Source organism: Myroides phaeus, from assembly GCF_009799805.1.
In the GTDB taxonomy this organism is placed as follows: Bacteria; Bacteroidota; Bacteroidia; order Flavobacteriales; family Flavobacteriaceae; genus Flavobacterium; species Flavobacterium phaeum_A.
In genome coordinates this window covers 2,070,951-2,096,375 of the sequence record NZ_CP047050.1, presented here as the reverse complement: position 1 = coordinate 2,096,375, position 25,425 = coordinate 2,070,951, and the positions used below count along the sequence as shown (strand labels likewise).

The following is a 25,425-nucleotide window of genomic DNA, read 5'->3' as shown; positions in this document are numbered from 1 at the left end:
AGGGCATAAAAAAAGACAGGCTATATACATAACCTGTCTTTTTTATATTGAATCATTACTGATACCTAAACTCTTTTACTTGATAGGGATATTCTTCATATAAAGCATTTGCCTCATTAATAGAATACCCTTGACTCTTATAGATAGCTGCTTTTTCAAGTAGTTCTTTCATTTCCTCTGTATACTCATTTTCTAATTTAAACATACAAAATACTTTATGATAATAAGCATCTGAAAACTGAGGATACTCTGCAATAGCAAAAGAATAAGCTTCAATTGCCTTTTGATATTCCTGTAGTTCCATAGCGACAACTCCTTTATAAAACCACAAAGTATGGTGTAGTTCACCAAAATCATGTAATGCCTTTTGTTCTGCTTTAACAAAGTATTCTTGTGCTTTTTCAAATTGTTCTAATTGTAAATAAGACAACCCAATATAAAAAGAATACGAGTGATCCATCTCATAATTATCTCCAAACTCATTTATACAAGATTCAAAATCGGCAATTGCATCCTTGTATGTCTTGGAAAATATACATTTAAGAAATGCTCTATAAGGCAAATATCGCTTTCTATCATACAATACTGCTTTATCCACATATTCCATTCCCACCTCATATTTCTTTATTTTAAAATAAGGCATTCCTTTTTGTTGCCATAAATATGCTATTGTACTGTCTTTTTGTAAACCAGCATCCAAACAAGCTTGGTAGTCTTTCATACGCACATAATAATTTATTTTATGCGCACACTTTACTGCGTGCTTTTGAATAATAGCTTCTTGATTTTCTTGTACTGTTTTTAGTACTTTCTTTTCTTTACACCCTAATAAAAAAGTGCTTATCATTATATAAAATACAAAGTACAATCTACTCATTACTTTTTCCCTTTTCGTATTACAAATGGTTTTACGTCTTTAATCAATACAAGTCCATCTACCACCTCCCATAAATTCATCTCTACAAAAGAATGTCCTAACATTCTACAATACATTAATCCTCCTGCCTCTTGTTCGTTTTTAGATAAAAAAACAGCCGAATCAGAGATGGCTAAATATTGTTCTTCTATTGCATTAACAGCAACATCAGATAATGGTACTGCTTTTTTAAACATTGAAAACTTCTCTCCAGACAACGCACTATAGGCTATAAAAGCATATTTATCACCTATTGATTGTGCTAACAACATCCCTAATGTAATCCTATTATTTTGAAAAAAGGTAGTTTTAATGCTCTTAGGTGATTTTATAAAATGGGTAGAGGATCCAAACAACACTATTTTTTCATCAGCATAATGGTCAAATAAAAACTTTACATTTGAAGCCATCACCACATCTCTACTATTCGAAATATCGCTACTATCTTCTTTGTACATAGCTATAAAATTAGCCAGGGTTTGAGCAAAAAAAGCATCGTCATCTGTATGTACAACAAACTGTTCAAGCACTTGCTCACTGTATGATACAATAGTTGATTTTATCTTTTTATTATTGCGAAATAAAACGCTTAGATTACTTATACTCGCTTTTTCAATCGCATTTACAAAGCTCTCTTTTTCAATCGCAGACAAAGTGTTTACTTCTACAAGCTTCCTTTCTATGCAATGTGATAGTGTTGTTCCTGATAATGCGCCATCAAATCCTACTAACTTTACTTTATTTCCTTGCTCATTTTGTTGTTGTACAAAATAATACAACTCATCCATCTCTGTAGCATTAAGTTGTGAATACATAGCCCTGTCATAAAGGGAAACATCTTGTGTACTTAAAAATGCTTGATAGGCACTATATAATTCATATAAATTTCCCTCAAGGGCAATAATCTTATAACCTTCTTCTAAAACTAACTGTTTGATTAAAGCGATGCGATGTTTTGTTATTGTTGATTCTTGATGTGTGGGATCTCCTAATGCCAATACCCTCGTTTCTAAAGGAACTCTACTACCAATGTTTGTTATCAACTCTGGTGTGAGTAAGGCTTGTGCATTGGCTATCACACAATATAGAAATACTGTGATGAACCAAGTGAACATATTTTTCATACTTGTTGTGTTTGATTATGATTTATAAACGAGTTTATCTCCCGTTTAGTCTATACTTCTGTAAAGTGTCAAATAACAAGCGGATTTAGATTAGAAACAAAAGTTAAAAACGAAGCTCCAACATCCCCTTTCTATCAAAAACAGAATATGCGAAGATTTAAAATATATGACATAGAATTGGGATTGCAATAATGTACATACCAGAGTGTAGTTTTAAACGTACCTTGTTCGAGACATCTACCACACAAGTACCATAGAGGCTCGGAAAAATAGCCTTTTTCCCGAAGGTGTCTGGTACTTGTGTGGTATTTGTGTGAAACAAGTATCAAAGAAGCCAATAATAACAGTACTTTAAAACCTATTCTTTAATTAATGAAGATGTTATATTCATTCTAATATTATACTCCCTAAAGGACATAAAAAAAAGACAGGCTATATACATAACCTGTCTTTTTAATATTGAATCGCTTTTACAATTATATCTGGTGTTGCAACACAAATAACTTGTTATAAGCCTCTTTTCTTTGTTTACGTGGGTAAAACACAATACCGAACTTATCTTCTGCAATCGGACTGATTCCTGACAATACTAAATCGTTATTGTCAATTGTCAATACCTCTTTAGTCAATAGGTTTTGATACCCTTTTTTGTTTTTGTTGTAGAACAATTCTACCAAGTCATCATTTTTGATTACTAACCATCCGTTACCGAATTCCGTTGTAAACTGAACAGCATTTGTATTCTCATTGATGCGTTGTGGATGCCAAGTTCCAAAGAACTCATCACCGATATTGTACAAATCACCGTACATACCTTCTCCTTCGCTGTCAATCTCTACGATACCAATCTCCCCGTTTTCTTCACATAACAAGTATGAGTTCTTGTCAAACGATAAGTTTAATGCCTCGTGTACAAATGGAAAGTCAAACTCTAACACTCTGCGTCTTAATTCAACTCCGTTTTCATCTATCTGACGGTGTAACCACCCTTCTTCTACTTCTGTAATCAAGTGAATTTCTCCATTAACAACACATATCTTATTGTCTTTTGGAAAGGGAATAGCTACTTTTTTCTCTGATACTAAAACGTCATTCTCGTATGCTAAAACAATCATTGTATCTGCTTGTTTATCGCTCCAAATATCTACGTCATAGAATAGAGAATGATTTGCTGTACACCCTACAAATCTACCATTGAAAGACTTACTTCCTTTTAATCCTTTGCTCTCTTTATTGAAAATAGGGAATGAAATAGTCTGCTCACTTTCATCTTCTAATGATACTACTGATGCGTAGTTTTCATTAGACGGACTTAAAAATAAAGTTGGTAGAACTCCTTTATCTTCCTTACTATCTTTTAAATCTCCTTCCTCACTAATAATCGTGTACACCAAGTCATACGGACTTTCAGCCCCTTCTTCTGTGTAAACATAATTAGCTACTAACAATCCTTCTTTACTCCAACAGCTTCCTTTTGCACTTAAAGCGAAAGGTACTTCTATTGTGGTTATTAAACCAAAAGGCGTTTTCTCGTTCATATAAAATTAATAGTTTTAATTCCCGACAAAGGTAGGAAAAACAAAATGGTTTACAGGCAATAGCGCAAGTGTTTATTATTATTTTAAAGCAGCTTTTTTTAGCATTAACACTATTTTACAAACCTGCGATTTACTAATCTATTGCTTAAGCTAACACATCTCCTATTTCGGCACTCATCTTTTTAAATGCAGCTGAGGCAAACGGACATAATGGCAATACTTTAATCTTGTTTTCACGGGCATAAGCTACCACCCCTTCTACTAACAATTGCTTACCTACACCCATTCCTTTAAACGCTTCATCTACTTCGGTATGGTCTACAATCATCTTGTCTGTTCCTGCCATAGAATACGTCATTTCTCCTGCTTTCTTTCCGTCTTTCATAGCCGTAAATACACCTTTACTGCCATGTGCTGTATGTTTTACCACCATAATTATGTTCTATTAAAATTCTGTATTAACAACTACATCTCCCATTAATGCCTTGTGAACAGGACATTTATCTGCTATAATTTTCAAGCGTTTGTTTTCGTCTTCTGTTAGATTTCCTCCTACAAACGATACTTTTCTATTGAATACAGTGCGCTCTGTTTCTCTAATTACCTCTACATCAACTACAATCTCATCTACAACCCACTGCTTTCTGTCCATATACATTTTTAAAGTAGCCGCAGTACAACTCGCCAATGAGGTAGCTAATATTTCAAAAGGATTAAACCCTTTATCTCCTCCTCCTAAACTTGTTGGCTCATCTGTAATTAATGTATTATTTCCTGCGGTAACTTCTGTGTAGTACAATTCTTTACCTAATCTTGCTTTAACATTCACGTCCATAGTTCTTATATTATTTTAATTTAGTTTTTAATCCTTTCATCGGTTCCGGAAACGGTACATAACTTTTATCATCTCCAGGAATTAAAGGGAATACCTCGTGGTTTTGGTTAATCCAATCTTCTTTCGCTTGTTGTAAACGCTCTCCATCGTGTGATAAAAAATTCCACAACAAGAACCTTTCTTCTGCCATTGGCTCTCCTCCAAAAATATACACTGTTGTATTGGCTTCCATTTCAAACTCACATAGTGTACTGTCTTGTGCTACCAAAATCTGCTTTGGTTCATAGTAATTTGTATCACTATGCACTCCCCCTTCTAAGATATACATCGCTGCCTCACCAAAAAGTCCGGCTCCAATATTTACTTTCGCACGCTCTTTACTCTTGATTTCGATGAAGTAAAGCGGACTATAAACGGGTACTGCGGATTTGCGTCCTAACGCTTCTCCGGCAATTAGCTTGTACGAAACCCCATTTTCTTCCCAACTTGGCAACTTATCTGCTGCTATGTGTACAAAAGAAGGGTCTGTTTGCTCTAATTCCTTAGGCAACGCAATCCATATTTGTAATCCGTGTAATATTGTATCTGGTTTATTTATTCTTATATCCTCTGGCATACGCTCAGAGTGCACCACTCCTTTCCCTGCTGTCATCCAATTCACCGCACCGGGTGTAATGCGTTCTACACTACCAATGCTATCGCGGTGCATAATCTCTCCTTCAAACAAGTAAGTCAGCGTAGATAAGCCTATATGTGGATGTGGATCAACGTCTAAATTATCGTGTTCAGCTACACCAATTGGTCCCATGTGGTCAATAAACGCAAAAGGTCCTACCATTCGCTTTTGTCTAAACGGCAATAACCTACCCACTAAAAAGTTTCCAATACTCGCTGCACGTTCTTCTATCACTAAACTTATATTTGACATATCGCTTTCGTTTTTAAAGTTGATGATTCTCTTATTTCTACAAGTGTAAAGTTACTCATCCTTCTAATAATACAGCTTAACATAGGTTAAGTAATTCTTTACGCCAGACCAAAAAAATCAACTAACTAACCTTTAGTAGTTTGTAAGTTACAAAATTCGCAATACATTAAAAAACCAAACCCTACCAACAAAAAAAGAGTATAATAAGTTTCCTTACTATACTCTCCGTAAAAACAACTGATATCAAACAAAACTCAGCCTTTATATTTGTCTACCTATCCAATTTTTAATCAATTAATAGCTTACTTTCTATTAATAGAAACAGCTTATTTATATCATAAATCGCTTTATAAAAACACGTCTATTTTATACCGCTTTCAAGAAATACACAAATAGGTGAAATACCTCTTACACAACTCACAACTGTATGCTAATCAAATAACTAATAGGCAAACTTGAAAACGATCTGCTTATATTTTTTACGAATGTAACCATTCTAAAAGTTTACTTAAAGCGACTTAAAATTAAAGAACTTCCTATTTATCCTATTCTACACAAATTACCATAAAACACTTATTTACAACTTCTTACAAGCATTGAAACTACTTTATTTACAGGTATAAAAAAAGGCATAACAAGTTGCCTCGTTATGCCTTTAATTATACTTCTAATATAAGTTTACCTTTCTTAAAAAAGGGAAGTTTTAACACTTATGATGCTGCTACGAACTTCAATCCAATGATTGAACCAATCAACGTAGCAATAAAAAACATTCGCCAAAATGTAGCTGGATCTTTAAAAACAAAGATACCTACCAACACTGTTCCAACTGCTCCAATCCCTGTCCAAACAGCATAAGCTGTTCCTAACGGAAGTGATTGTACTGCCTTAATCAATGCTGCCATACTACAAACTAACGCAATTAAAAAACCAGCATACCATCCTAATGCTTCTGTTCCTACCGAATCTTTTGCTTTTCCTAAGCAATAAGTAAACGCTACTTCACATAGCCCTCCAATGATTAAAATAATCCAGTTCATTTTATTGTTTAAAAAATTAGACTGCAAATTTGAATAATATATCTCAATTTTGAATACTTTGAAGTACTTTTTTTTGCTATCTACTTAATATACTGACTAATTTTTTTTATCTCTGCTGCATTAACTTCTGTTAATTCGGGTAAACGAACTATTTGGGTTGTACTGTCTATATTCTCCACTATCGCATCGTAGGTATCTGAATCAAACTCGCCGTTTAACACCAAATACGCTATTGGAATATGTCGCACTTTTAAGGCTTCTATCGACAAAATAGCATGGTTGATACAACCTAAATAATTGCGTACCACAAGCACTGTTGGTAAGGCTAATCGCTGAATCAAGTCAATCATATAGTACCCTTTTGCCATTGGAACATATAATCCTCCTGCTCCTTCTACGATTAGGTTGTTTGCTGTTTGAGGGAGTTGAATCTTACTGTCTTCTATCGTTACTCCTTCTTTTCGAGCCGACTTATGGGGTGAGGCTGCTAGTTCAAATCGGTAACTCTCCGGATGTGCCACTAAATGCGAATCTACTAACTTACTTACTTTTTCTGTGTCAGTTAAGTGTAAATCTCCTGATTGTACGGGTTTCCAATAATCAGCTTGAAATCGCTGTACAAAGGCAGCACTAACTACTGTTTTTCCAATTTCTGTTCCTATTCCGGTTATAAATAATTGTTGTTTCATTTCTCTATTTTTTATTTACTTGTTGCAATGCACACACAAGTTGTTCTATGTCACTTGGGGTATTAAAACTGTGGATACAAAGGCGAATGCGCTCTTTTCCTTGGGCTACAGTCGGACTCATCACGGCAAAGGCATTGATACCTTGTTGTTCTAATTGACTCACAAAGGTTTTGAGCTGTTGATTATCGCTAAAAAGAACCACTTGTATCGGACTACTCGCATCGGATAGAGTAGATTGAACACCACTTCTAAACAAGGTGATATTGTGTTGTAACGTTTGTTGTAAGTCCTTGTTTTCAAGGATAAATTCATACCCAATAGCCAAGCTTTTAGCAAACAAATCAGGTAATCCAGTGCTGTATATAAAAGACGAACTGAAGTTGATTAAATAGTCCTTCACCCATTGTTTAGCTAACACACAAGCACCGTGTTGCCCCATGGCCTTGCCGTAAGTAACCACGGTGGCAAATACCTTATTTTGCAAATTAGCACGATGTACTAATCCCAAGCCAAACACGCCAAAGGTATGGGCTTCATCTACGATTAAATGGGCCTTGTATTGTTGGGTTAACGCCCATATTTCTTGCAACGGTGCAAAGTCGCCATCCATTGAATATAGGCTTTCAACATAGACAAACACATTGCCTCTGCCTATTTGTAACTTCTTTTCTAAGTCGGCTAAGTCGTTGTGTTTAAACCTTCTTTTGTCTGCAAAGCTCAATCGACAACCGTCTATGATAGACCGATGACTCAACTCATCGACGATAATGGTATCTCCTTTTTTGGCAAAAGTGGATAATATGGTTGCGTTGGCGTTGTAACCAGAGGGAAATAACAGGGCACTTTCTACTTGGTGATGTTGTGCTAATTGGTGCTCAACGGCAACAAAACAAGGCGAGTTTCCACTGATTAAGCGGGAACCTGTTGCGCCACTTAGCAAGTTGCCTTCTGCTAAAACTGCTTGTTGTATTTGTTGTAAAAACGCTTCATTTCTGGCCAATCCCAAGTAGTCGTTGGAGTAAAAGTCTATTCCCTCTTTGCGCTGCTTCAGCTGTCGCAGATTACCTTGTTCTCGTCGAGTGGTCAATTCTGCTAAAGAGAGAATAGCGAGCGGACTATCCACGATTTATTTCTGTTGCTACTTGATTGATCCACTGATTGTACAGTCGATCTTCTATCTCTAAAATCTTCTTAGCGTGTACTTCCCAATCCGTAGAAAAAGCTTCTAATTGTTCAATCATCTCTTCTAAATGTCCTTCTTCTTCTACGATGATTGACTTCACCATCACCTTGCTTTTGTGGTTTGTCAATACTTCTTGATAAACCGGATACAGGTAGTCTGCTCTTACTTCAATGGCGTAAGTAACGTACAAATAAGCGATATCAATTAGGTTACGACCCGCTAATTGCAGTTCGTTTCTCAAGTAACGAGAGGTGTGTAAATCCAATAAATTCAGGTATCTTCTTGTTTGTGATGGCGCCAATAACCACTCATCTGCATACGTTGTAAATCCGTCTGCTACCGCTTTGCTAATTTGCTTTTTTAAGTAAAAAGCGTGGCGGTGTTCCTCTGCGGCGTGTTTTAACTGAATAAGATTCACGCTATTGCTGTCTTCACAAGCAGAGATTTTACGAGCCCCTACGTTTTCTAAATAAGATAGTGTGTTTAACCACTTTCCGTGTAACACAGGTTCCTGTAATATTTGGTTTAAGATATTTTGCATTTGTCGTTTATTTTGATGCCAAAAGTACTATGCATCAAAACGAACAATATAGTCCGGTTCTAAGATTAACAACGGACCAGTGAGGGAAAGGTAAACCCTTTCAATAAAAAAAGAGCCTTTTCAAAAAGAAAAGACTCTTAAGTGTACTTTTAAATTCGGCTAATAATTAATTATTTAGCAGGCAAATAAAATGTAGTTGTAGTTGGAGTGTAAATTCCAAAAGTAATGAAACCTAATAATCCATCAACAAAGCTCATCTGATGTTTAACAATATAATTAGGATTCTCTTTTACAAATTGACTAGCTTTATGTCCATCATTTAAAGGAACTAATCCTGCAATTAAAGCATGATTTTTTACAGTGTTCACTTTATAAACTGGGTCATTAATATCTGTACTTCCAACAGCTACTCTTCCAGTATAACAAGATGTCATTGATACAGCTAATAAAGCTAAGGCTAAAAATTTAGTAGTTTTTTTCATTTTATATTTTGTTAAATTTTGTTAATCGCAAACATAATAAAAAAATCACATTAAACTAATAAATATTATTTAAACTCTTTTTTAGTTAAGAAGCAACTCTATCTTTTGAAATTCGGATTTTACAAAGTAAAAAGCCTATTAAAACAAGAACACTAACTACCTAAAAAATATACTTTGCTTAACCTTGTTTAAAGCATAAAAAGTGTAAATTGCCGGAATATTTAATTGCTTATAATTTATACTATGAGTAGTCCAGTTAAAATTCCTTATCAGAGCTTTATTCAAATAGACCGCAATTCAAGCACGCCTATTTATATGCAGATTGCCAACCAGTTTAGCAATGCCATTCAACGCGATTTTTTGCCAAAGGGAACTAAACTTCCTGGTTCGAGATTATTGGCTGAATTACTATCGGTTAACCGCAATACTATTGTAGCGGTTTACGATGAACTAACAGCACAGGGTTGGGTAGAAACGAAGCCGAATAAGGGTACGTTTATCATTGAAAAAGAAGCAGACAAACCGATGCGTTTTACTGATGATGAGGCGAGTTATTTACAAACTTATCCCTCTTCTCCTGGCTATGATTTTAACAAGAGTAATTTACTGGATACTCCGTATGAACATAGCCATAGCGACTTTCTTTTTAACGATGGGTTACCTGATACGCGCATTATTCAAATCGAACAGTTATCGTCGTATTACAGCGCCAATTTAAAGCGAAAAAGCAACCAAAAAAAGCTGAGACACGCTAATTATGAGGGTAATGACGCGTTTAAAAAGAGTATGGCTAACTACTTGAATTTGTCCCGTGGACTACACGTAAGCAAGGATAATATATTGATTACGCGAAGTACTGAAATGAGTATTTACGTGGCTTGTGAGGTACTTTTAAATCAAGGCGACAATGTTATTGTGGCTAATTTGAGCTACTTTTCAAGCAATATGACTTTTCAAAAGGCGGGGGCAAAAATACTGACAGTGCCAATTGATAAAGAGGGAATTGATGCTAATGCGGTGGAAAATATGTGTAAAAAACACAAAATACGCATGTTATACTTAACACCACACCACCATTACCCTACTACGGTTACTTTGAGTGCCCAAAGACGTGTACAGCTATTGCAATTGGCTAATAAATATGGCTTTATCATCTTAGAAGACGACTATGATTACGACTTTCACTATGATAAGAGTCCGGTTTTACCACTGGCAAGTGTAGACACAAATGGAATGGTCGTTTATATTGGTTCGTTTGGTAAATCATTGGCTCCAAGTTTTCAAACGGGGTTTATTGTTGCCCCAGAAAGTGTGTTGGTAGAAATGCAAAAACACTTGCGACTTATAGATCGACAAGGGGATGTTTTAATGGAACAGGTATTGGGAGAACTGATTGAAGAAGGGGAAATATTCCGCTCTCTCAAAAAATCTATAAAAATTTACAAGGAAAGACGTGACACTTTTTGCGACTTATTGCATCAATATTTTGGGGAGGATGTGCAATTTGACATTCCCTCTGGGGGATTAGCAGTGTGGACAGAATGGAAAAAGCCGTTAAATCTATTGCAGTTGAGCAAAAAGTGCTTGCAAAACAACCTGCTTATTCCAAAAACACTCTTGTATCAAAATCGCGAATTGACTGCTATGCGACTTGGCTTCGGACATTTAACGAAGGAAGAAATGGCACAGAGTTTGGATATACTATATCACGTGATGAATGAGTAGCACTTTCGTCAGAGATAACAAAAATAGATTAATAGAACAAAGCCTAAAGAACATTTAGGCTTTGTTTTTATACGTTCATATCCTGCATAGCAGGCATATTGATTTCTTTTACGCAACTTGCTTTAGATGTACTCAAAACAAACTTTATTGCTTGTAAAACATCGCTTAAAGGTATTAAACTCGCTTGGTTTTCTTCTACAATTATATCGGAATCAACGGTATAGTCATATTCCGTTGCTAAATACCCTAAGTTTAAAACGGTAATACCAATATTGTCTTGACGCAAAGTCTCACGCATCGAATGTACAATTCCCCTCAAAGCAAACTTAGATGCTGAAAAGGCTACTTCTTTTCCGTTGTGATTGTCTAAGCCCCAAGTGGAACCAATCAATACAATTTTAGCATTTGACGATAAGCGTAGGTTCTTGACAAAGGCTTTCAATGCCAAGATACACGAGGTTACGTTGGTTTGAATAAGGTTGATTAACTCCGCATCACTGCATTGCTCTACGTCAAATTCGGCTGTAAATGCCATCTGCTCCCATATTCCTACATTGTAAATAAGGTAGTCTAACTGCTTTTCTTGTAACACCTCAGCAACCGCTTTAACGGCTGTTTCGGGTTGACTCAAATCAGCGGGAACCCACACTAAATTGTCTTTTGCATCTGCTGGTTTACTTCTTGAAACACCGTACACAATGTCGTTGTCTTTTGGCAAGCCGTGGGCAATAGCGCGACCTAAGCCTTTGCTAACTCCATATATTAAATAACTCTTGTTTTTCATAGATTGATCGTTTTAAAAAAGTCGCATCAAGTTGCTTTGTCTAAACGAGTTGAATACCGTTTAAATAAGCTAATTGAAACACTTTATCGTTGGCGGAATTACTCTCGATAAACCCTTTGTATTTAGGGGAACTCATCTCTTTGTAAACGCGCTTCACTTGCGAAGATAGTCCTTCTCTCTTAACGTAATTGTTAAAGGCGCGCTGTACGTCACTTTTACTGGCAAAACAACACATAAAGTCGATTGGAAAAACGAAATCGCCAGACGACATATACTCGTTTAAACGCCAACCATTGTCTATAACGTGGTTGACAACATCTTGAGTGTCTTCAAATAGTGTAAAAATCGGATTGACGTATTCTTCTAAAAAAGTGGTGATAGACAGCGCAAACTCCTCTTGTTTCTTGTCCTTTATTTCCCACGTAAACAACTTAGGTTGAACGGGAATAATCTCTTTTAAATTGGCAATAAACACGGTTGAAGTAGCAATATCTTTACTGCGGTATTTCTTAAAACGCCACTCGCGCAATTGTTCTGAAAGAATGACAATTGTACACGATAAAGTGATGTATTCTTTGGGATCACTCTCAATGGGTTGAAACTTAATCTGATACTCGAAAGTACCTGACATAGCGTTGCCCTTAAGCACTTGTCCCTTTTGAGTTGAGACATACCCCTGTGCAAGATAGGGTTCGCCTATTTTGTGAATTGTTTGAATAAAAGCTTGTTTTCCTGCCATGTAGCACTAAGTAAAATAGTTCTTTTTAATCCGTTATTGACGCTCTTTTTGTCAATGAGCAATGCACCTAAGCTTACTCGATTACCTCAGCAATAGACTCGTCTTCATCTTGTAGTTTTTCAAGACTTGCTGTATATAATTTTTGCTCTAATTTCCTGTAATTACTTATAAAATAGCTCATCACCAAGATTCCCGTCAATACACAAACCTCTTTAGCTATTCCTAATTGCATCAATGTATCATACTCCATATCTACACTTCTCTTTTGCATATAACCGCGAATAAAGCTGGCTATAATCACTGCAATCCATCCAAACAACAACAAATTAGAACTAATTAGTTTACCTCCTTGAACTTGCATTCTTCTCAACTGAAAATACGTGCTGTAATTCAATTTATCTATCCAGCGGAAAGGTACTATCATATTGTAAATCGGAATAATCCATCCGAATATTAGCATCAGTTTCGGAGCATCTATATTCTTATCTAATTTCTCCATATTGGCATACGCACGGTACAACCACAACACAAAAACTACCAATAAAAATAGTCCTGACAAAGCAGATAAAGCGACTACAATATTTGTAATACTCTCTAAGCGCAGTAATTCTCTATTGACAAACTGTACGCCTGCATCTAATTGTTTAACCACCCAAAACTGCATAAGATAGCAGTTAAGAGCCGCGAATGTTGTTGTGATTTGTGTTAATATAGCGTAGTGCAATACCTTACCCCTGATTGCATTTGATGATAGCATTCGTATACTTTTTTTACCTCCAAAGTTCGATACTCTGGATTTTGATTTCTTTAATTCTATTTCCTTCTTTTTTTCCAATTGGTTCATCACAAACCACCCAATACATCAGCCTTCTCTTGCTGTTTGGATTGGTGTAAACGCAACTTAGTAAAGGCGACTCCGGATTGTTTCCTTTTCCGTTTTTATACGTCATAGGTGTTGTACAATAAGGCATTAACTCTTCTACTGTAGCATTGTACAAATAAGCAGGATCTGTATAGCTTACTTCTCCTTTTTGATTCTTAGTGTATGAACTGCTAATTAAAAACTGCATAGTGTAAAACAACTTATCTTTTTGCTTTAGCTTTTCAACAGAAAAACGAGGTTCATCTGCCTGACGATAAGGGATGTAGTACAACGTATCTCCTTCAAAATCGTCGTAAATACTATAGTCCATTGCAGCTTCTTGCATCTCTTTTGGAGCAATAGCTAATGTTTTTAATATTCCTCTTATCTGTGTGTTATCTGCTGGTTCTGCCGTAGCAAGTTCCATTAGTTTTCCTATTTTCTGACCAAATGTTGCTTCCTGTGCCTGACTGCTAACAAAGCTTAAAAAGGCACAAAACGCTAAGACTACTTTCTTCATACTCGCGTCTTTTATATGACTAAATTAATACAATTGTATTTTTTAACAATAGTAAATGCTATATTTCTGTTGACTTTATTCTCAATAAGTGAACTTATCAATATACGCTTCACGTTGTTCTTTACTGATTTTCAACCCTTTCTCTATATAATTATCCATTGAGCCGTATTGTTTATCTATCTCATCAAACATTGCTTGAATAAACTCTGGTTTAATCCACGAGAAATTCTCAATCACTTCATAGTTGATATTGTGGAAGAATAACTTGCCAAACTTTGCTAATTTCATGCGTTTAGCTACATCATTTTCTCTGTAATTGTTAGACAACAAATACTCATTGATAATCACCTCTCTGTCCACATTTAAGATGCTCAATAAAATAGCACCTACCATACCTGTTCTGTCTTTTCCGGCTGAACAGTGAAACAAGGTTGATTTGTCATTGTCGAGAATTGTGTTCAAAATAGTACGTACTTTCTCTACATCGTGTGTTGCGTATAAACCGTAAAACTCCTTAACTAACTCATTAGACACTTCTGGTGATACACGTCCTTTAATCACGTCTTTACGTGTTTTGCTAAACATATCTTCAGAATCGTCATACGCTTGATAGTTAAAGTACTTCATACGAGAGGGAATATGGTCTGGTTTCTTGCCTATTTCCTTGTCTGTACGTAAGTCAATCACCGTAGATAATCCAAGATTCTCAAACTGGATGAACTCCGACTTCTTAAGCTTGTTTAAGTGACCACTTCTGTATATTTTCCCCCACTTAATGATTTTACCATCCTTCGTTTTAAGTCCTCCTATATCTCTAAAGTTGATCACGTTTTTGAAGTTCACCAATCGATTAGCCACCTGTAAGGTATCACCTTGGCGAACAACAGTGTACACTTTGCGTTGTGTATCAGGCAAACGAACGGGCATCTTTGAATGGAAATCAACAGCTAAATCTCCTAAAAGCACTTGATCTCCCTTGTCAAAATGCGCTATATAACCTTTTCTATCTTTTACAATCGTAGGATTATCTTTATCAAGCGTCGAATATTGAATCGGTTGGTATGTTGTTTTATAAGAACATCCTTGTAAGGCAAGAAATGCTCCTGCTATAACTAAATATTTATTACTAAACATAATTAAGTGGTTTACTTCAAATTTACTGATATTAATCGGAAAAGCTCGGTATTTGCTTTGTTATTAGAGAATTCTAATCTAAATAAGCCATAAAAAAAGCGAGCTTACAATCTAACTCGCTTGTGTACTATAACAGTAATTATTTTGCTTTTTAAGTATGCCAATGCAGCATTTTAATGTTGAATAACACTTTATAATGCATAGCGCATCCAAACATTAGGCTCTACATAAGTTCCCTTATTCAATGCCATATCTATTTTAATCGGATTTAATGCAAACGGAAGAATATACTCACCTGATGTCTGAAACGTCAAGTTGGTCCACGCCTCCCATTCTAACACCGTACCTTCTACTGCCATTGCTTTGTTACACACCTTTACTATGGTTGCCCCATTTCTAACGTGACTGCGTATCCACGCATCATAAGGAAGTCCTCTATTGTTAATCCACTGCATATAACTATCCATTTGTTGCAACGGATACCTGTGTTTTAACGTAGGTCGTATTGGTAGAATAAAATCAGAGAAGTTACTCTCAACAGCAATTCCCTTCATATAATCAATCAAGTGTTTGCTCACGCCCTTTCCTTGATAAGCAGGATCAACACTAATTTGCAACGCACAAAGGGTATTTGGTTTCAACTCCTGTTCAAAATCAGCAAAGGCTTTAGCTATCGCCCAGTCCCACCCTTCATCAGGTAAGTCCTCTTTTTCTTTTGGGGTTAAGTATAAGGGAACACAATTGCCACTACCTACTACGCGATTACCCTCTAAAAGAAAGAATTGATATACGGGAAACACCTCATAGAGTTTATCCCAATATTTTAGATTATTGCGGTCTTGTAGTATGTATTTTGGCCAAACACTTTGCTCATTCACTTGCTCCACTAAATTAGTATAGGCTGGGGAATTAGTTTCTAATGATCTAAAGAAAGTAAGTTGATTATTTTCCATATTATTATCAGTGCAAATTGCGATGTTATTTTCAACGTACTAAATATAATGCTATTAAATCGAATAAAATCAATTAATTAGAGAATAAAGTAGTTTCAAAAAATTATTTGTAATTTAGTAAGCGAACCCTATATTCTACAAGGGTTATACATTATATATGGTTTTTCTATCATTTTATTTTTACTGATAGATTATACTTATTCGTGTATTGATACAAAATATAACAACAACTGGTAATCAACTCTTTACCACCCTATATTTGTGGTATAGAAAAAAACAAAAAATAACTAATTATGGAAACTAAAAAATTGACAACAGCTTCTGGAAGACCGTACACTGATCACGAAGATTCATTAACTGCTGGAGCAAGAGGTCCAGTATTATTAGAAGATTATATTTTACACGAGAAGTTAGCACACTTCAACAGAGAGCGTATTCCAGAGCGTATTGTACACGCAAAAGGTGCTGGTGCATTTGGTACGTTTACAGTTACAAACGATATTACAAAATATACAAAAGCTAAAGTATTTAGCGAAGTTGGAAAGAAAACAGACTTATTTGTTCGCTTCTCAACAGTAGGTGGAGAAAAAGGTTCTGCTGACTCTGAGCGTGACCCACGTGGGTTTGCTGTGAAGTTCTATACAGAAGATGGTAACTGGGATTTGGTTGGAAACAACACCCCTGTGTTCTTTATCAAGGATGCTAAAAAGTTCCCTGACTTTATCCACACACAAAAAAGACACCCACATACAAACTTAAAATCACCTACAATGGTTTGGGATTTCTGGTCTCTTAACCCAGAAAGTTTACACCAAGTGTTGATTTTAATGTCTGATAGAGGTACTCCGTTTGGTTATAGACATATGAATGGGTATGGTAGTCACACCTATTCTATGATCAACAAAGACAACGAGATTGTCTATGTGAAGTTTCACTTTAAAACAGCACAAGGTATTAAAAACTTGACTGGTCCTGAGGCTGATCAAATGAGAGCTACGGATATGGATTATGCACAACGCGACTTAATCGATAATATCGAAAGTGGTAACTTCCCTAAATGGAACTTGAAAATTCAGGTAATGACAATGGAGGAAGCAAACAATGCTAAGGTAAATCCGTTTGACGTTACTAAAGTATGGCCTCATAAAGACTTCCCTCTTATTGATGTTGGGGTAATGGAATTAAACAGAATGCCTGCTAACTACTTCCAAGATGTAGAACAAGCTGCTTTTGCTCCTACTCACATTGTAGATGGTATTGGATTCTCACCTGATAAAATGTTACAAGGGCGTATCTTGTCTTATCCAGATGCACAACGTTACAGATTAGGTGCTAACTATGAGCAGATACCGGTAAACCGTTGTCCGTTTGCAACTAACAATTACCAAAGAGATGGGTACATGCGCGTAGATGGTAATGGTGGTAGTGAGCCTAACTATTTCCCTAATAGTTTTGACAACATTGTGGCTGACCCAAGTTATAAAGAACCAGCGAGAGAGTTACAAAGTACTATGGCTGATCGTTTTGACAGAAATGCAGAAGGTGAAAATGACCACTTCTCTCAACCAGGTAATTTATTCCGCATCATGACACCGGAAGCAAAACAAAATACAATCAACAATATTGTTGCTGCTATGAGTGGTATTGATGGTCCGAAACGCGATGAAATCATTGGTCGTCAATTATGCCACTGGTTCAGAGCAGATATGGAACTTGGAATGGGTATTGCAAAAGGATTAAACTTTGACGTTAGTAAACATATGAATTCATAATATATATTTCCAAAGTTAATTTTATTAGCGTTAAAACGAGTAAGGGTACTTTACAATTGTAAAGTACCCTTATTTTATTATAACCTTTTACCGATTATTTAATCTTTACTAAAAATAGTAATGTTGTTCCTTTCCCAACTGTACTTGTCAATACTAATTTACTATTTAAGGCATTTAACCTATCTTGAATATTATTCAATCCTTTTCCTCTTCTTGTAGTATATACGTCAAATCCTCTTCCATTATCTTCAACACTTACTTCTACTAAAGTATCTGTTTTATATGTAAATGACACATAACAATTCTTAGCATTAGAATACTTCTGTACGTTGTTCAATGCTTCTTGAACAATGCGATAAATACTTATTCTATAGCGATGAGAAAAACTTTCAAGCTCTATTCTTGGGTCTATAAATATATCAAACTGAATAGCTGTATTTCGATTTTGTAACACCACCATTTCGATAATAAGCTGTTTAAAATTACTGGCAAACAGTTTCTTTTCATTCGACAATGCGTATGAACTATCGCGTATAAACTTTTCAACATCTTGAACCTCTTTAACCAGTAAACCTTTTGTTTCTTCTATATTCTCCTGCTCCAATTGCATCAGAGAAAAACGTGTTACAAATAATTTATTTAATACGCCATCGTGTAATTCTCTTGCTATATTCCTCCTTTCAGCTTCTTGGACTTTAGCAATAGCATTTTGATGATCAATTACAGATTTATAATAACGCTCTGTATCGCGTTGATACATTTTAATTGTTGCTATTTCTCTTACTTTGTTCTTAATAAAAAAAGCAATTACAACGATAAGAATAAATGAAATTACCATAAACGAAAGAATAACAATAGTATCCTTTTGATTGTGTAATTTATCATTTACTTGAAGTAGATCATCTGCTTCATATTTTAAACGAGCAAATCTATTTCTAACTATTGTTTGCTTTTTATTAATGATATTATCTAACTCTAAATATCGCTGAAAATTATCCTTTGAGTTTTCTGTATCATATTGCAATAAAACAGTTAGTGCTTCCTTTTGAAGTTTATAATCATTTATTTTTATAGCATCTTCTAATAATTCTTGAAGAATAGTATTGGCTGTAAAGATCTCTCCGATCTCAAAATAGTACTGAACTAATAAAACGTCTGTTAACTTTTTGTTCTTAATATAGTTATATTTTGTATTTAACGTTAACGCTTCCTTGATGTACTTTAATGCTAATTCATTTTCATCTTTGGCTAATTTAACAACCGCAAAATTGTGTATTATTTTTAAATATAGCTCAATATTATCTTCTTTATCTAACATTTTATAATCATCAAAAGCGACTGATAAAAAATGTTCTGCTTCAGTAAATTGGTGTTTTCTGATATGCGCAATTGATAAATAGTTGTAAATATCAAGACGTTTTAAACGCAATTCTTTTTCTGAATAATACTCTTTTACTTCATTAGAAGTACTTAAATCTAAAGCATTATTAAACCGATTAATTGCTTCGGTATACTGTTCTAACCCTAAAACAATTTTAGCATACAAATATTCTTGATTAAATAAATCATAGTTAGAAACAGTATGTTTATTTAGAGAAATTACTTTATGGATTTGATGTTCTGCCTCAGAAAAAACTCCTTTATCAGCTAAAATATTACTTATTATTAACGTCACTTTTTGCTGATTAACAGAATCGTGTAACTTTCTATAACTATATTTAGCTTGATTAAAATAGTAATAGCTACTATCAATTAAATAATTGCGATCAAAGAACTCTCCTAATAAGTAATAGCTTTTTGCGATTCCTTGCGTATCCCTTGCTACTCTCGCATAGGTTGCATATAAATCAACATACTTTTTATCGGCATCAGTTTGCTTGATATAGGTAGCTAAAAAATCTCTGTTACTTTGTGTGTTTTTTAAATATAAAATAAAGTTATCTAAAGAATCTCTTTGAAGTTGAGACATATTATTTTTACTAAAACTGTCGTAAGCTGTAAGAAAACGCTCTTGTTCTTCACCTGTCCAATCGTGTAGTGATGTAGATCTTGTACAGCTAACCCCTATGAGTACTGCAAAAAATATCAAGAACAAACTATGATAAACACTTCGAATAGACATTGAACACTAACAGTTAATAAAATATTTTTTTAGTAATAAATTCTGCAAAGATATAAGATAATAGCATCCTACAATACCTAATTATCATCTATGCCGTTATTTAAAACGAAGATGAAATAGCTTATCACTTATTTGAGTAATTCCTCCTTTTAAACAACGCTATAAACAACAAAGGTGACTCTTTATTTACATCTTATATCTAACTATTTAAGATACAAAAAAAAACAATATGCATTTTCACATTATTTAAATATCTTTCGCCCCCGTTCTTTTTGTGAACTTCTATTTAATTCATATTACAACTTATGGCACATCGGTTATATATCTACAATGTTTCCTTAGATCAGGAATTTTATGACGAATCTTTAGTGGGGGAATGGAATTATGTGATTCCTCTTTTCTTCTTACCTCTTTTTGCACATCCGCTTACTAAGAGTGAACTAAAGCAATTCGGTTTTAAATCGTCTAAAGACCTTTTCTTTAATGTAAAGGAAGCATTGCCTTTGTTTGAAAAATTTCACCTGTGGATTCAACAGCAAGTAGACCTTATTCCTACTACTGATCAAGCAAAGTACCTTCAGTCGTATGAGCGTCAATTGTACTATTTTCAAAACTTGCCGTATGACTACTTTCGCTTAGATGGAACGGATGTGTACAATATGAATGAGGAGAGTCATAAAAAACAAGCACAGGCATTCTCAGCTGAAATTGCCTTGTACACAGAGGAATTGGCTAATATTATAGACCTTGAATTAGATAGTGAACACATCAATCGCGGAGTTATCGGTCAGTCTTATTTCCCTTTTTCTACATTTGAGGAATACCTCAACAACGACAATGCTAACTTTGGTTGGGATTGGTTAGAAATAGCGTTTGAAAAAGATTACGACTGCTTACAATATGAAGAGAATGAGTTGTATGGACTAACAACTTTTGACAACAAAAAGATAACTGAGGCTGTTTATGGATATATAGGCGAGTTTACAGAGCCTAATTTAGCTATTATTCAGCGTGATGAACTGTTTGGTTTTATAGATAAAACTGGTGTAGAGGTTGTTAAACCTTTGTATTTCGATGTGGGAACTGCTCAAATTGAAGACTTCTTTGACGAGCAAGGCAACGAAGATACAAGCCGTACGCTTACTGTGGCGGCAGTGTGTCAAGATGGGAAATGGGGACTTCTAAACTTGCTTTCTCACACTTACTTGATTCCTCTTGCGTATGAATTGGTTGAGTTCTTATACCCGTATTACTACAATGTGTACAATGGCAGTCACTACGCAGTGTACAACTTTGCAGGAGAACAACTTATTCCGTTTAAAGGCGACTCTCCTTTTGAATATCACTACTCTTATTTCTGTACTTCTATGGGAAATAAGCGCGATTTTTATAGTAGATCTCATCACTACTTAGGCAAGTTTGCTTATGCAGATGTGAGAAATAGCGATATCGAAAACCACTTACTTGTCCCGTCTGACGTTAATCCGAAATTACACAACTTGATTACGTTTGAAGGCGAATTGGTCTTGGAGAGTATCAAACACGTACAATATGTTACGAATGAATGCGTCATCGTGTACACTGACAAGCTAAAGGGGATTTACAACCACAAAAAGGCAAAGTATGTTTTAGAGCCAATGAACTGTAAAATAGATACGTATATAGACTATTGGATGAACCTTGGCGCTGGACAATGTCACGTTTCTCTTGGCAAGAAGAAAGGGATTTTTGATGCTATTGAAGAACGATGGATTGTACCGTTTACAACAATTGACGTGGTTAAAATACTAACCAACGGCTTTGCTGCTACTAAACTCAAAGACAAGTGGGCATTGCGCGTAATTGCACTCCCTGAACAAGAGTCTGTTTATGAGTACGACTTTATTACAATGCACAACTTGGAACAAGACATCGACACTATTGTATTGTACAAAGACAATGCGGTGTTTACTTGTAACAACGATGAAATACAAACAATAAGTACGCATCACCTACTGTTGTTAGCGGGTAAATTGCGATACGACTCTAATGGTGAAGTCGGATTGTTTAATCCGTATTTTAATGAGAAAACACAGGTTTTAACAGCTGATGACTATGCACAATTAGACCCCTACCAACTTAATGCTGTAAAAGATTATTATGCTGACCACAGCTTTGATGAACAATATGAGGCGTTGTTATTAATGGCTGAGGCAGTAAACAATAGCGAACTACTTCAAGAGTTAGGATACCGCTATTTAACGGAAGACGACTATATCGATTACAACAAGGCTAAACACCTTTTTGAATTGGCAGCAACACACAATAACCCGTACTCAGTAACCAACTTAGGGTATATGTATGAACACGGGTTTGGAGTTGAACAAGATATACACAAAGCGATTGAATATTACACTAAAGGTGCTGAACTTGGCAATAATACCAGTTATAACAACTTGGCGCTAATCTACTATTATGGAGCCGCTGGTTTAGACAATGACTTCAATACGGCTATTCACTACTTCAAACAAGTGAACACAAAAGAATACGAGGTTTGCAATTACCTTGCTGATTGTTACTACTTGCTTGGAGAGTATAAAAATGCCCTAAAGTACATCAAGGAGGATATGAAAAACAACGACAATATTGGTTCGTTCCTCTTAGGTAGAATGCATTGCTACGGTTATGGTGTAAAACAAGATGGTCAAAAGGCCATTCCTCTTTTAGAGAAAGCATTACAACAAGAGTACAACCTTGCCATCTTAGATTTAATTGATATCTACGCTAAAGACGAGGAAAACAAAGCCCCAGAGAAGTTAGCCTATTACATTGCTCTTGCTAAAGAAAAAGAGGTTGAACTACCGGAAGAATACAAAGAAAAGAGCTTTCTAAAAAAGACGTTAGGCAAATGGTTTAAATAACACTACCCTTTTTTAAAAGTTACACAACATAAAAATACCCCAAAAAGCACAAACTTCTTGGGGTATTTAATTTATTGAGAGTAGGTTAGCTTTTGTAAGCGAATACTAAACCACCTAATATAATATTGTATAGGCAGATTAAATTCCTAAAAACTTAAATGCTTTAGCCTCTACTAACTTATCGTTTGAAAGACCAGCATATTGTTGGCTTTGAGAAACATCTAACTTTTTAACGCTTGCTTTCTCGCTAAAGTCAATTGCTTTTAAATCTATCCACATTGGTGTTAATGACAATGGATCTTCGTAGTAATACACTAAGTTCTTTTGGTCAGATACTGTTCTCCATTTTGTTGACGACAAGTTTGGCTCCCCATCAATGTGAACTCCATAAGGCACTGAACAGTTTCTAATCACACTAAACGTTGCTCCTAAAGCCACTTTAATGTCATCTGATTGTGTTACTGCCGTTGCGTAATACTTCGCTCTTGCAAAACGATCTTCTGATCTACCTGTTCCTGGTAACACTTTGTTTCCTGGTAAATAGCTGATATAATCATTAATTGCTAATTGCTTGTCAAATGTAGGCGAGTTCGTTACTACAGTGTACGATGCATCGTGATATACTTTCAACTTTCCGTCGATATACTCAAATACTGCACTGTCTCCTTTTGCATCAGAAATAGTTAAGTGCACTGTTGCCAATGACGTTCTTCCTGGTGTATTAGCTGTTACAACAACTACCGGGTTCTTCTGTAAATCAATTACTGCCTCTTCTACAGTTGCGTAATTATCTAAAGCGTACTGTGCCCACATCGCTAAGCTAATTCCCTTGTCTTTACCTTGTGGATTATACTCAGGGTATTGTGACTCTACCAACCATAGGATGTTAGACACTAATCCTTTCTCATTCATTCCATCTGTTGTCGCTAAGTCAAAAGCAGAAGTAACAACACTTCCGTATTTTGCTTTCCACTTTGCAGACGCTTTACCTACTTCTCCTTGGCGCTCAATACCTCTTGGAAACACCCATATATTAGGCATAATCTCCTCTTTCCAGTCCATCGAACGAGCCGTTAGAATCGTATTATTAGGTCCTTTGTACACTACTCTGGTACAAGCCTCTGCTTTTGGTATCATCACAAAAGCACCACAACACATCAAGATTGTAGCAACTGTTTTATGTATTCTTTTCATTATTTATCGTTTTAGAATTTTGATTAGTATTACAATATTCAAGCCAATTTGCGAACTTCTAAGAAAATTATTGTTCTAACCCACGTTTATAGGTTTCAAGGGCACGAATACGTGCTTCTTTGTGGTCAACAATCTCCTCCCAATACTCGCCATTTGCTAATTCAGGCAACCATTTGTTGATATACTTATTTTCCTTGTCAAACTTCTTGGTTTGCTCACTCGGATTAAATATCCTGAAATAAGGAGCGGCATCACACCCACATCCTGCTGCCCATTGCCAATTCCCATTGTTAGCAGACAAGTCGTAATCCAACAAGTGCTGTGCAAAGTACGCTTCTCCCCATCTCCAATCAATCAACAAGTGTTTTGTCAAGAAACTGGCTACAATCATACGCACTCTATTGTGCATAAATCCAGTAGTATTCAATTCGCGCATCCCTGCATCGACAATAGGATATCCCGTGCGGCCTTCACACCATAGCTTAAACTCCTCCTCGTTATTTCTGTACTGAATATTCTCGTATTTGGGTTTAAAACACAAGTTTTCAATCTGAGGAAAGTTAAACAATATCTGACTAAAGAAATCTCGCCATATCAATTCAGACAACCACACATCGTTGTGTTGTAAAGCAAAAATCACACACTTGCGAATTGATATTGTTCCAAAGCGCAAGGCTATTCCTAAATGCGTCGTTCCTTCTATCCCTGGATAATCACGGTGTAAGTGATAACTATCAATCAACGTTTCGTTTAACGTTGGAATGACAAACTTATACCCTGTCGTTTCATAGCCTAAACTATTTAAAGACGGAATAGTTGTATCTGTTGTATATAAGTTTTCACTCGACAACTTTGGGGTGTAATTATACAAATCTTGTTCCCCCAACTTACTTCTCCACAACTTAGCATAAGGCGTATAGATCTGATAAGGAGAGCCATCTTGTTTTAAAATCTCATCCCCTCTAAAAATAACGTGATCTTTAAATCCGTTAAATGCTATTTGTTGCTCAGCTAACAAACTACCAATCTCACGATCACGGGCAATTGTTTTGGGTTCATAGTCTTCATTGTAAAAAACACCCTGAATATCAAATTGTGCCATCAAGGAAGAAAAAGCCTCCTTTACAGTTGAGTGAAAAAAAGTTATTCCTGCGTTGTATTGCTTCAAAAAAGCGTTGAGTTCTGTCAGCACTTGGTGAATATAGTCAACTCTCCTATCTGCTTTGTTAGGAAACTGTTCTAAAATATCCTTGTCAAAGATGAAGATAGGCAATACTTTATACCCACTTTGAACAGCGTAATACAGAGCTTTATTGTCCTTTAATCTCAAATCTCTTCTATACCAACAAACTACTACTTTCTCTTTTTGATTCATTGTTTTATGTTATTACAAGTCAAAAATACAACACAAATAAAAAAGGATTAGACTTTTCTTTCTCTTTAT

Annotated in this window: 23 protein-coding genes; 3 read left to right on the top strand and 20 right to left on the bottom strand. The window is 35.5% G+C overall.

Annotated features, from left to right (window positions below; all coding sequences use genetic code 11):
* Positions 1–55: 55 nt before the first annotated feature.
* The 11 genes from GQS07_RS09370 to GQS07_RS09320 all read right to left on the bottom strand — a co-directional run bounded on the left by GQS07_RS09370 (position 56) and on the right by GQS07_RS09320 (position 9,276).
* Complete coding sequence (locus GQS07_RS09370) at positions 56–847, bottom strand: tetratricopeptide repeat protein (RefSeq protein ID WP_233269257.1); 792 nt, start codon at positions 845–847, stop codon at positions 56–58.
* Between the two features lie 29 nt (positions 848–876).
* Complete coding sequence (locus tag GQS07_RS09365) at positions 877–2,040, bottom strand: erythromycin esterase family protein (RefSeq protein ID WP_158210563.1); 1,164 nt, start codon at positions 2,038–2,040, stop codon at positions 877–879.
* 476 nt (positions 2,041–2,516) lie between these two features.
* Complete coding sequence (locus GQS07_RS09360) at positions 2,517–3,578, bottom strand: hypothetical protein (RefSeq protein ID WP_158210562.1); 1,062 nt, start codon at positions 3,576–3,578, stop codon at positions 2,517–2,519.
* A 145-nt stretch (positions 3,579–3,723) separates the two neighbouring features.
* Positions 3,724–4,011, bottom strand: a complete 288-nt coding sequence (locus tag GQS07_RS09355) for a GNAT family N-acetyltransferase (RefSeq protein WP_158210561.1) — start codon at positions 4,009–4,011, stop codon at positions 3,724–3,726.
* A 12-nt stretch (positions 4,012–4,023) separates the two neighbouring features.
* On the bottom strand, positions 4,024–4,413 hold the full coding sequence (locus GQS07_RS09350; RefSeq protein ID WP_158210560.1) for an OsmC family protein: 390 nt from the start codon (positions 4,411–4,413) through the stop codon (positions 4,024–4,026).
* A 10-nt stretch (positions 4,414–4,423) separates the two neighbouring features.
* Entirely contained in the window at positions 4,424–5,341 is a 918-nt protein-coding gene (locus GQS07_RS09345; protein WP_158210559.1) for a pirin family protein, read from the bottom strand.
* 710 nt (positions 5,342–6,051) lie between these two features.
* Positions 6,052–6,381 (bottom strand): DMT family transporter, encoded by a 330-nt coding sequence (locus tag GQS07_RS09340; protein WP_158210558.1) that lies wholly within the window; start codon positions 6,379–6,381, stop codon positions 6,052–6,054.
* Positions 6,382–6,461: 80 nt separating this feature from the next.
* On the bottom strand, positions 6,462–7,070 hold the full coding sequence (bioD, locus tag GQS07_RS09335) for a dethiobiotin synthase (protein WP_158210557.1): 609 nt from the start codon (positions 7,068–7,070) through the stop codon (positions 6,462–6,464).
* Positions 7,071–7,074: 4 nt separating this feature from the next.
* Positions 7,075–8,193 carry an aminotransferase class I/II-fold pyridoxal phosphate-dependent enzyme gene (locus GQS07_RS09330; protein ID WP_233269256.1) on the bottom strand — a complete coding sequence of 373 codons (1,119 nt, stop codon included), beginning with the start codon at positions 8,191–8,193 and terminating at the stop codon, positions 7,075–7,077.
* Complete coding sequence (locus GQS07_RS09325) at positions 8,186–8,794, bottom strand: hypothetical protein (protein ID WP_158210556.1); 609 nt, start codon at positions 8,792–8,794, stop codon at positions 8,186–8,188. The genes GQS07_RS09330 and GQS07_RS09325 overlap by 8 nt, the downstream gene beginning before the upstream one ends.
* A 170-nt stretch (positions 8,795–8,964) precedes the next feature.
* Complete coding sequence (locus tag GQS07_RS09320) at positions 8,965–9,276, bottom strand: Bor family protein (RefSeq protein WP_090407025.1); 312 nt, start codon at positions 9,274–9,276, stop codon at positions 8,965–8,967.
* Between the two features lie 243 nt (positions 9,277–9,519).
* Between GQS07_RS09320 and GQS07_RS09315 the strand changes: the two genes are divergently transcribed.
* Positions 9,520–11,001, top strand: a complete 1,482-nt coding sequence (locus GQS07_RS09315) for a PLP-dependent aminotransferase family protein (protein WP_158210555.1) — start codon at positions 9,520–9,522, stop codon at positions 10,999–11,001.
* A gap of 67 nt (positions 11,002–11,068) precedes the next feature.
* On the opposite strand, the gene GQS07_RS09310 is transcribed toward GQS07_RS09315, so the two are convergent.
* From GQS07_RS09310 to GQS07_RS09285, 6 genes are all read right to left on the bottom strand, one after another.
* Positions 11,069–11,785: an SDR family NAD(P)-dependent oxidoreductase gene (locus tag GQS07_RS09310; protein ID WP_158210554.1), complete on the bottom strand. Its 717-nt coding sequence runs from the start codon at positions 11,783–11,785 to the stop codon at positions 11,069–11,071.
* Between the two features lie 40 nt (positions 11,786–11,825).
* On the bottom strand, positions 11,826–12,524 hold the full coding sequence (locus GQS07_RS09305) for a hypothetical protein (protein WP_158210553.1): 699 nt from the start codon (positions 12,522–12,524) through the stop codon (positions 11,826–11,828).
* Positions 12,525–12,597: 73 nt separating this feature from the next.
* A complete protein-coding gene (locus GQS07_RS09300) occupies positions 12,598–13,188 on the bottom strand; it encodes a DUF4328 domain-containing protein (RefSeq protein ID WP_158210552.1) in 591 nt (196 codons plus the stop codon).
* 106 nt (positions 13,189–13,294) lie between these two features.
* Entirely contained in the window at positions 13,295–13,906 is a 612-nt protein-coding gene (locus GQS07_RS09295) for a hypothetical protein (protein ID WP_158210551.1), read from the bottom strand.
* A gap of 81 nt (positions 13,907–13,987) precedes the next feature.
* Complete coding sequence (locus tag GQS07_RS09290; protein WP_158210550.1) at positions 13,988–15,040, bottom strand: tyrosine-protein phosphatase; 1,053 nt, start codon at positions 15,038–15,040, stop codon at positions 13,988–13,990.
* A gap of 191 nt (positions 15,041–15,231) precedes the next feature.
* Positions 15,232–15,993: a GNAT family N-acetyltransferase gene (locus GQS07_RS09285; protein WP_158210549.1), complete on the bottom strand. Its 762-nt coding sequence runs from the start codon at positions 15,991–15,993 to the stop codon at positions 15,232–15,234.
* 293 nt (positions 15,994–16,286) lie between these two features.
* On the opposite strand from GQS07_RS09285, the gene GQS07_RS09280 reads away from it, so the two are divergent.
* Positions 16,287–17,765 carry a catalase gene (locus tag GQS07_RS09280; RefSeq protein ID WP_158210548.1) on the top strand — a complete coding sequence of 493 codons (1,479 nt, stop codon included), beginning with the start codon at positions 16,287–16,289 and terminating at the stop codon, positions 17,763–17,765.
* 94 nt (positions 17,766–17,859) lie between these two features.
* On the opposite strand, the gene GQS07_RS09275 is transcribed toward GQS07_RS09280, so the two are convergent.
* The gene (locus tag GQS07_RS09275; RefSeq protein WP_158210547.1) at positions 17,860–19,887 is read right to left on the bottom strand and encodes an ATP-binding protein; all 2,028 of its coding nucleotides are present in this window, start codon (positions 19,885–19,887) and stop codon (positions 17,860–17,862) included.
* 305 nt (positions 19,888–20,192) lie between these two features.
* Between GQS07_RS09275 and GQS07_RS09270 the strand changes: the two genes are divergently transcribed.
* A complete protein-coding gene (locus GQS07_RS09270; protein ID WP_158210546.1) occupies positions 20,193–22,787 on the top strand; it encodes a tetratricopeptide repeat protein in 2,595 nt (864 codons plus the stop codon).
* A gap of 138 nt (positions 22,788–22,925) precedes the next feature.
* Here the strand turns inward: GQS07_RS09270 and GQS07_RS09265 are convergent, their stop codons facing one another.
* Both GQS07_RS09265 and GQS07_RS09260 read right to left on the bottom strand, forming a co-directional pair.
* A complete protein-coding gene (locus GQS07_RS09265; protein WP_158210545.1) occupies positions 22,926–23,981 on the bottom strand; it encodes a linear amide C-N hydrolase in 1,056 nt (351 codons plus the stop codon).
* 67 nt (positions 23,982–24,048) lie between these two features.
* The gene (locus tag GQS07_RS09260) at positions 24,049–25,356 is read right to left on the bottom strand and encodes a cryptochrome/photolyase family protein (RefSeq protein WP_158210544.1); all 1,308 of its coding nucleotides are present in this window, start codon (positions 25,354–25,356) and stop codon (positions 24,049–24,051) included.
* Positions 25,357–25,425: the final 69 nt, after the last annotated feature.

Coding starts and splice junctions, on each gene's coding strand:
- GQS07_RS09290 (WP_158210550.1), bottom strand. CDS start 15,040: ATGTTTAGTAATAAATATTTAGTTATAGCAGGAGCATTTCTTGCCTTA.
- GQS07_RS09320 (WP_090407025.1), bottom strand. CDS start 9,276: ATGAAAAAAACTACTAAATTTTTAGCCTTAGCTTTATTAGCTGTATCA.
- GQS07_RS09305 (WP_158210553.1), bottom strand. CDS start 12,524: ATGGCAGGAAAACAAGCTTTTATTCAAACAATTCACAAAATAGGCGAA.
- GQS07_RS09345 (WP_158210559.1), bottom strand. CDS start 5,341: ATGTCAAATATAAGTTTAGTGATAGAAGAACGTGCAGCGAGTATTGGA.
- GQS07_RS09315 (WP_158210555.1), top strand. CDS start 9,520: ATGAGTAGTCCAGTTAAAATTCCTTATCAGAGCTTTATTCAAATAGAC.
- GQS07_RS09275 (WP_158210547.1), bottom strand. CDS start 19,887: ATGTCTATTCGAAGTGTTTATCATAGTTTGTTCTTGATATTTTTTGCA.
- GQS07_RS09340 (WP_158210558.1), bottom strand. CDS start 6,381: ATGAACTGGATTATTTTAATCATTGGAGGGCTATGTGAAGTAGCGTTT.
- GQS07_RS09270 (WP_158210546.1), top strand. CDS start 20,193: ATGGCACATCGGTTATATATCTACAATGTTTCCTTAGATCAGGAATTT.
- GQS07_RS09285 (WP_158210549.1), bottom strand. CDS start 15,993: ATGGAAAATAATCAACTTACTTTCTTTAGATCATTAGAAACTAATTCC.
- GQS07_RS09265 (WP_158210545.1), bottom strand. CDS start 23,981: ATGAAAAGAATACATAAAACAGTTGCTACAATCTTGATGTGTTGTGGT.
- GQS07_RS09295 (WP_158210551.1), bottom strand. CDS start 13,906: ATGAAGAAAGTAGTCTTAGCGTTTTGTGCCTTTTTAAGCTTTGTTAGC.
- GQS07_RS09355 (WP_158210561.1), bottom strand. CDS start 4,011: ATGGTGGTAAAACATACAGCACATGGCAGTAAAGGTGTATTTACGGCT.
- bioD (WP_158210557.1), bottom strand. CDS start 7,070: ATGAAACAACAATTATTTATAACCGGAATAGGAACAGAAATTGGAAAA.
- GQS07_RS09325 (WP_158210556.1), bottom strand. CDS start 8,794: ATGCAAAATATCTTAAACCAAATATTACAGGAACCTGTGTTACACGGA.
- GQS07_RS09300 (WP_158210552.1), bottom strand. CDS start 13,188: ATGCAGTTTTGGGTGGTTAAACAATTAGATGCAGGCGTACAGTTTGTC.
- GQS07_RS09370 (WP_233269257.1), bottom strand. CDS start 847: ATGATAAGCACTTTTTTATTAGGGTGTAAAGAAAAGAAAGTACTAAAA.
- GQS07_RS09260 (WP_158210544.1), bottom strand. CDS start 25,356: ATGAATCAAAAAGAGAAAGTAGTAGTTTGTTGGTATAGAAGAGATTTG.
- GQS07_RS09280 (WP_158210548.1), top strand. CDS start 16,287: ATGGAAACTAAAAAATTGACAACAGCTTCTGGAAGACCGTACACTGAT.
- GQS07_RS09310 (WP_158210554.1), bottom strand. CDS start 11,785: ATGAAAAACAAGAGTTATTTAATATATGGAGTTAGCAAAGGCTTAGGT.
- GQS07_RS09360 (WP_158210562.1), bottom strand. CDS start 3,578: ATGAACGAGAAAACGCCTTTTGGTTTAATAACCACAATAGAAGTACCT.
- GQS07_RS09350 (WP_158210560.1), bottom strand. CDS start 4,413: ATGGACGTGAATGTTAAAGCAAGATTAGGTAAAGAATTGTACTACACA.
- GQS07_RS09365 (WP_158210563.1), bottom strand. CDS start 2,040: ATGAAAAATATGTTCACTTGGTTCATCACAGTATTTCTATATTGTGTG.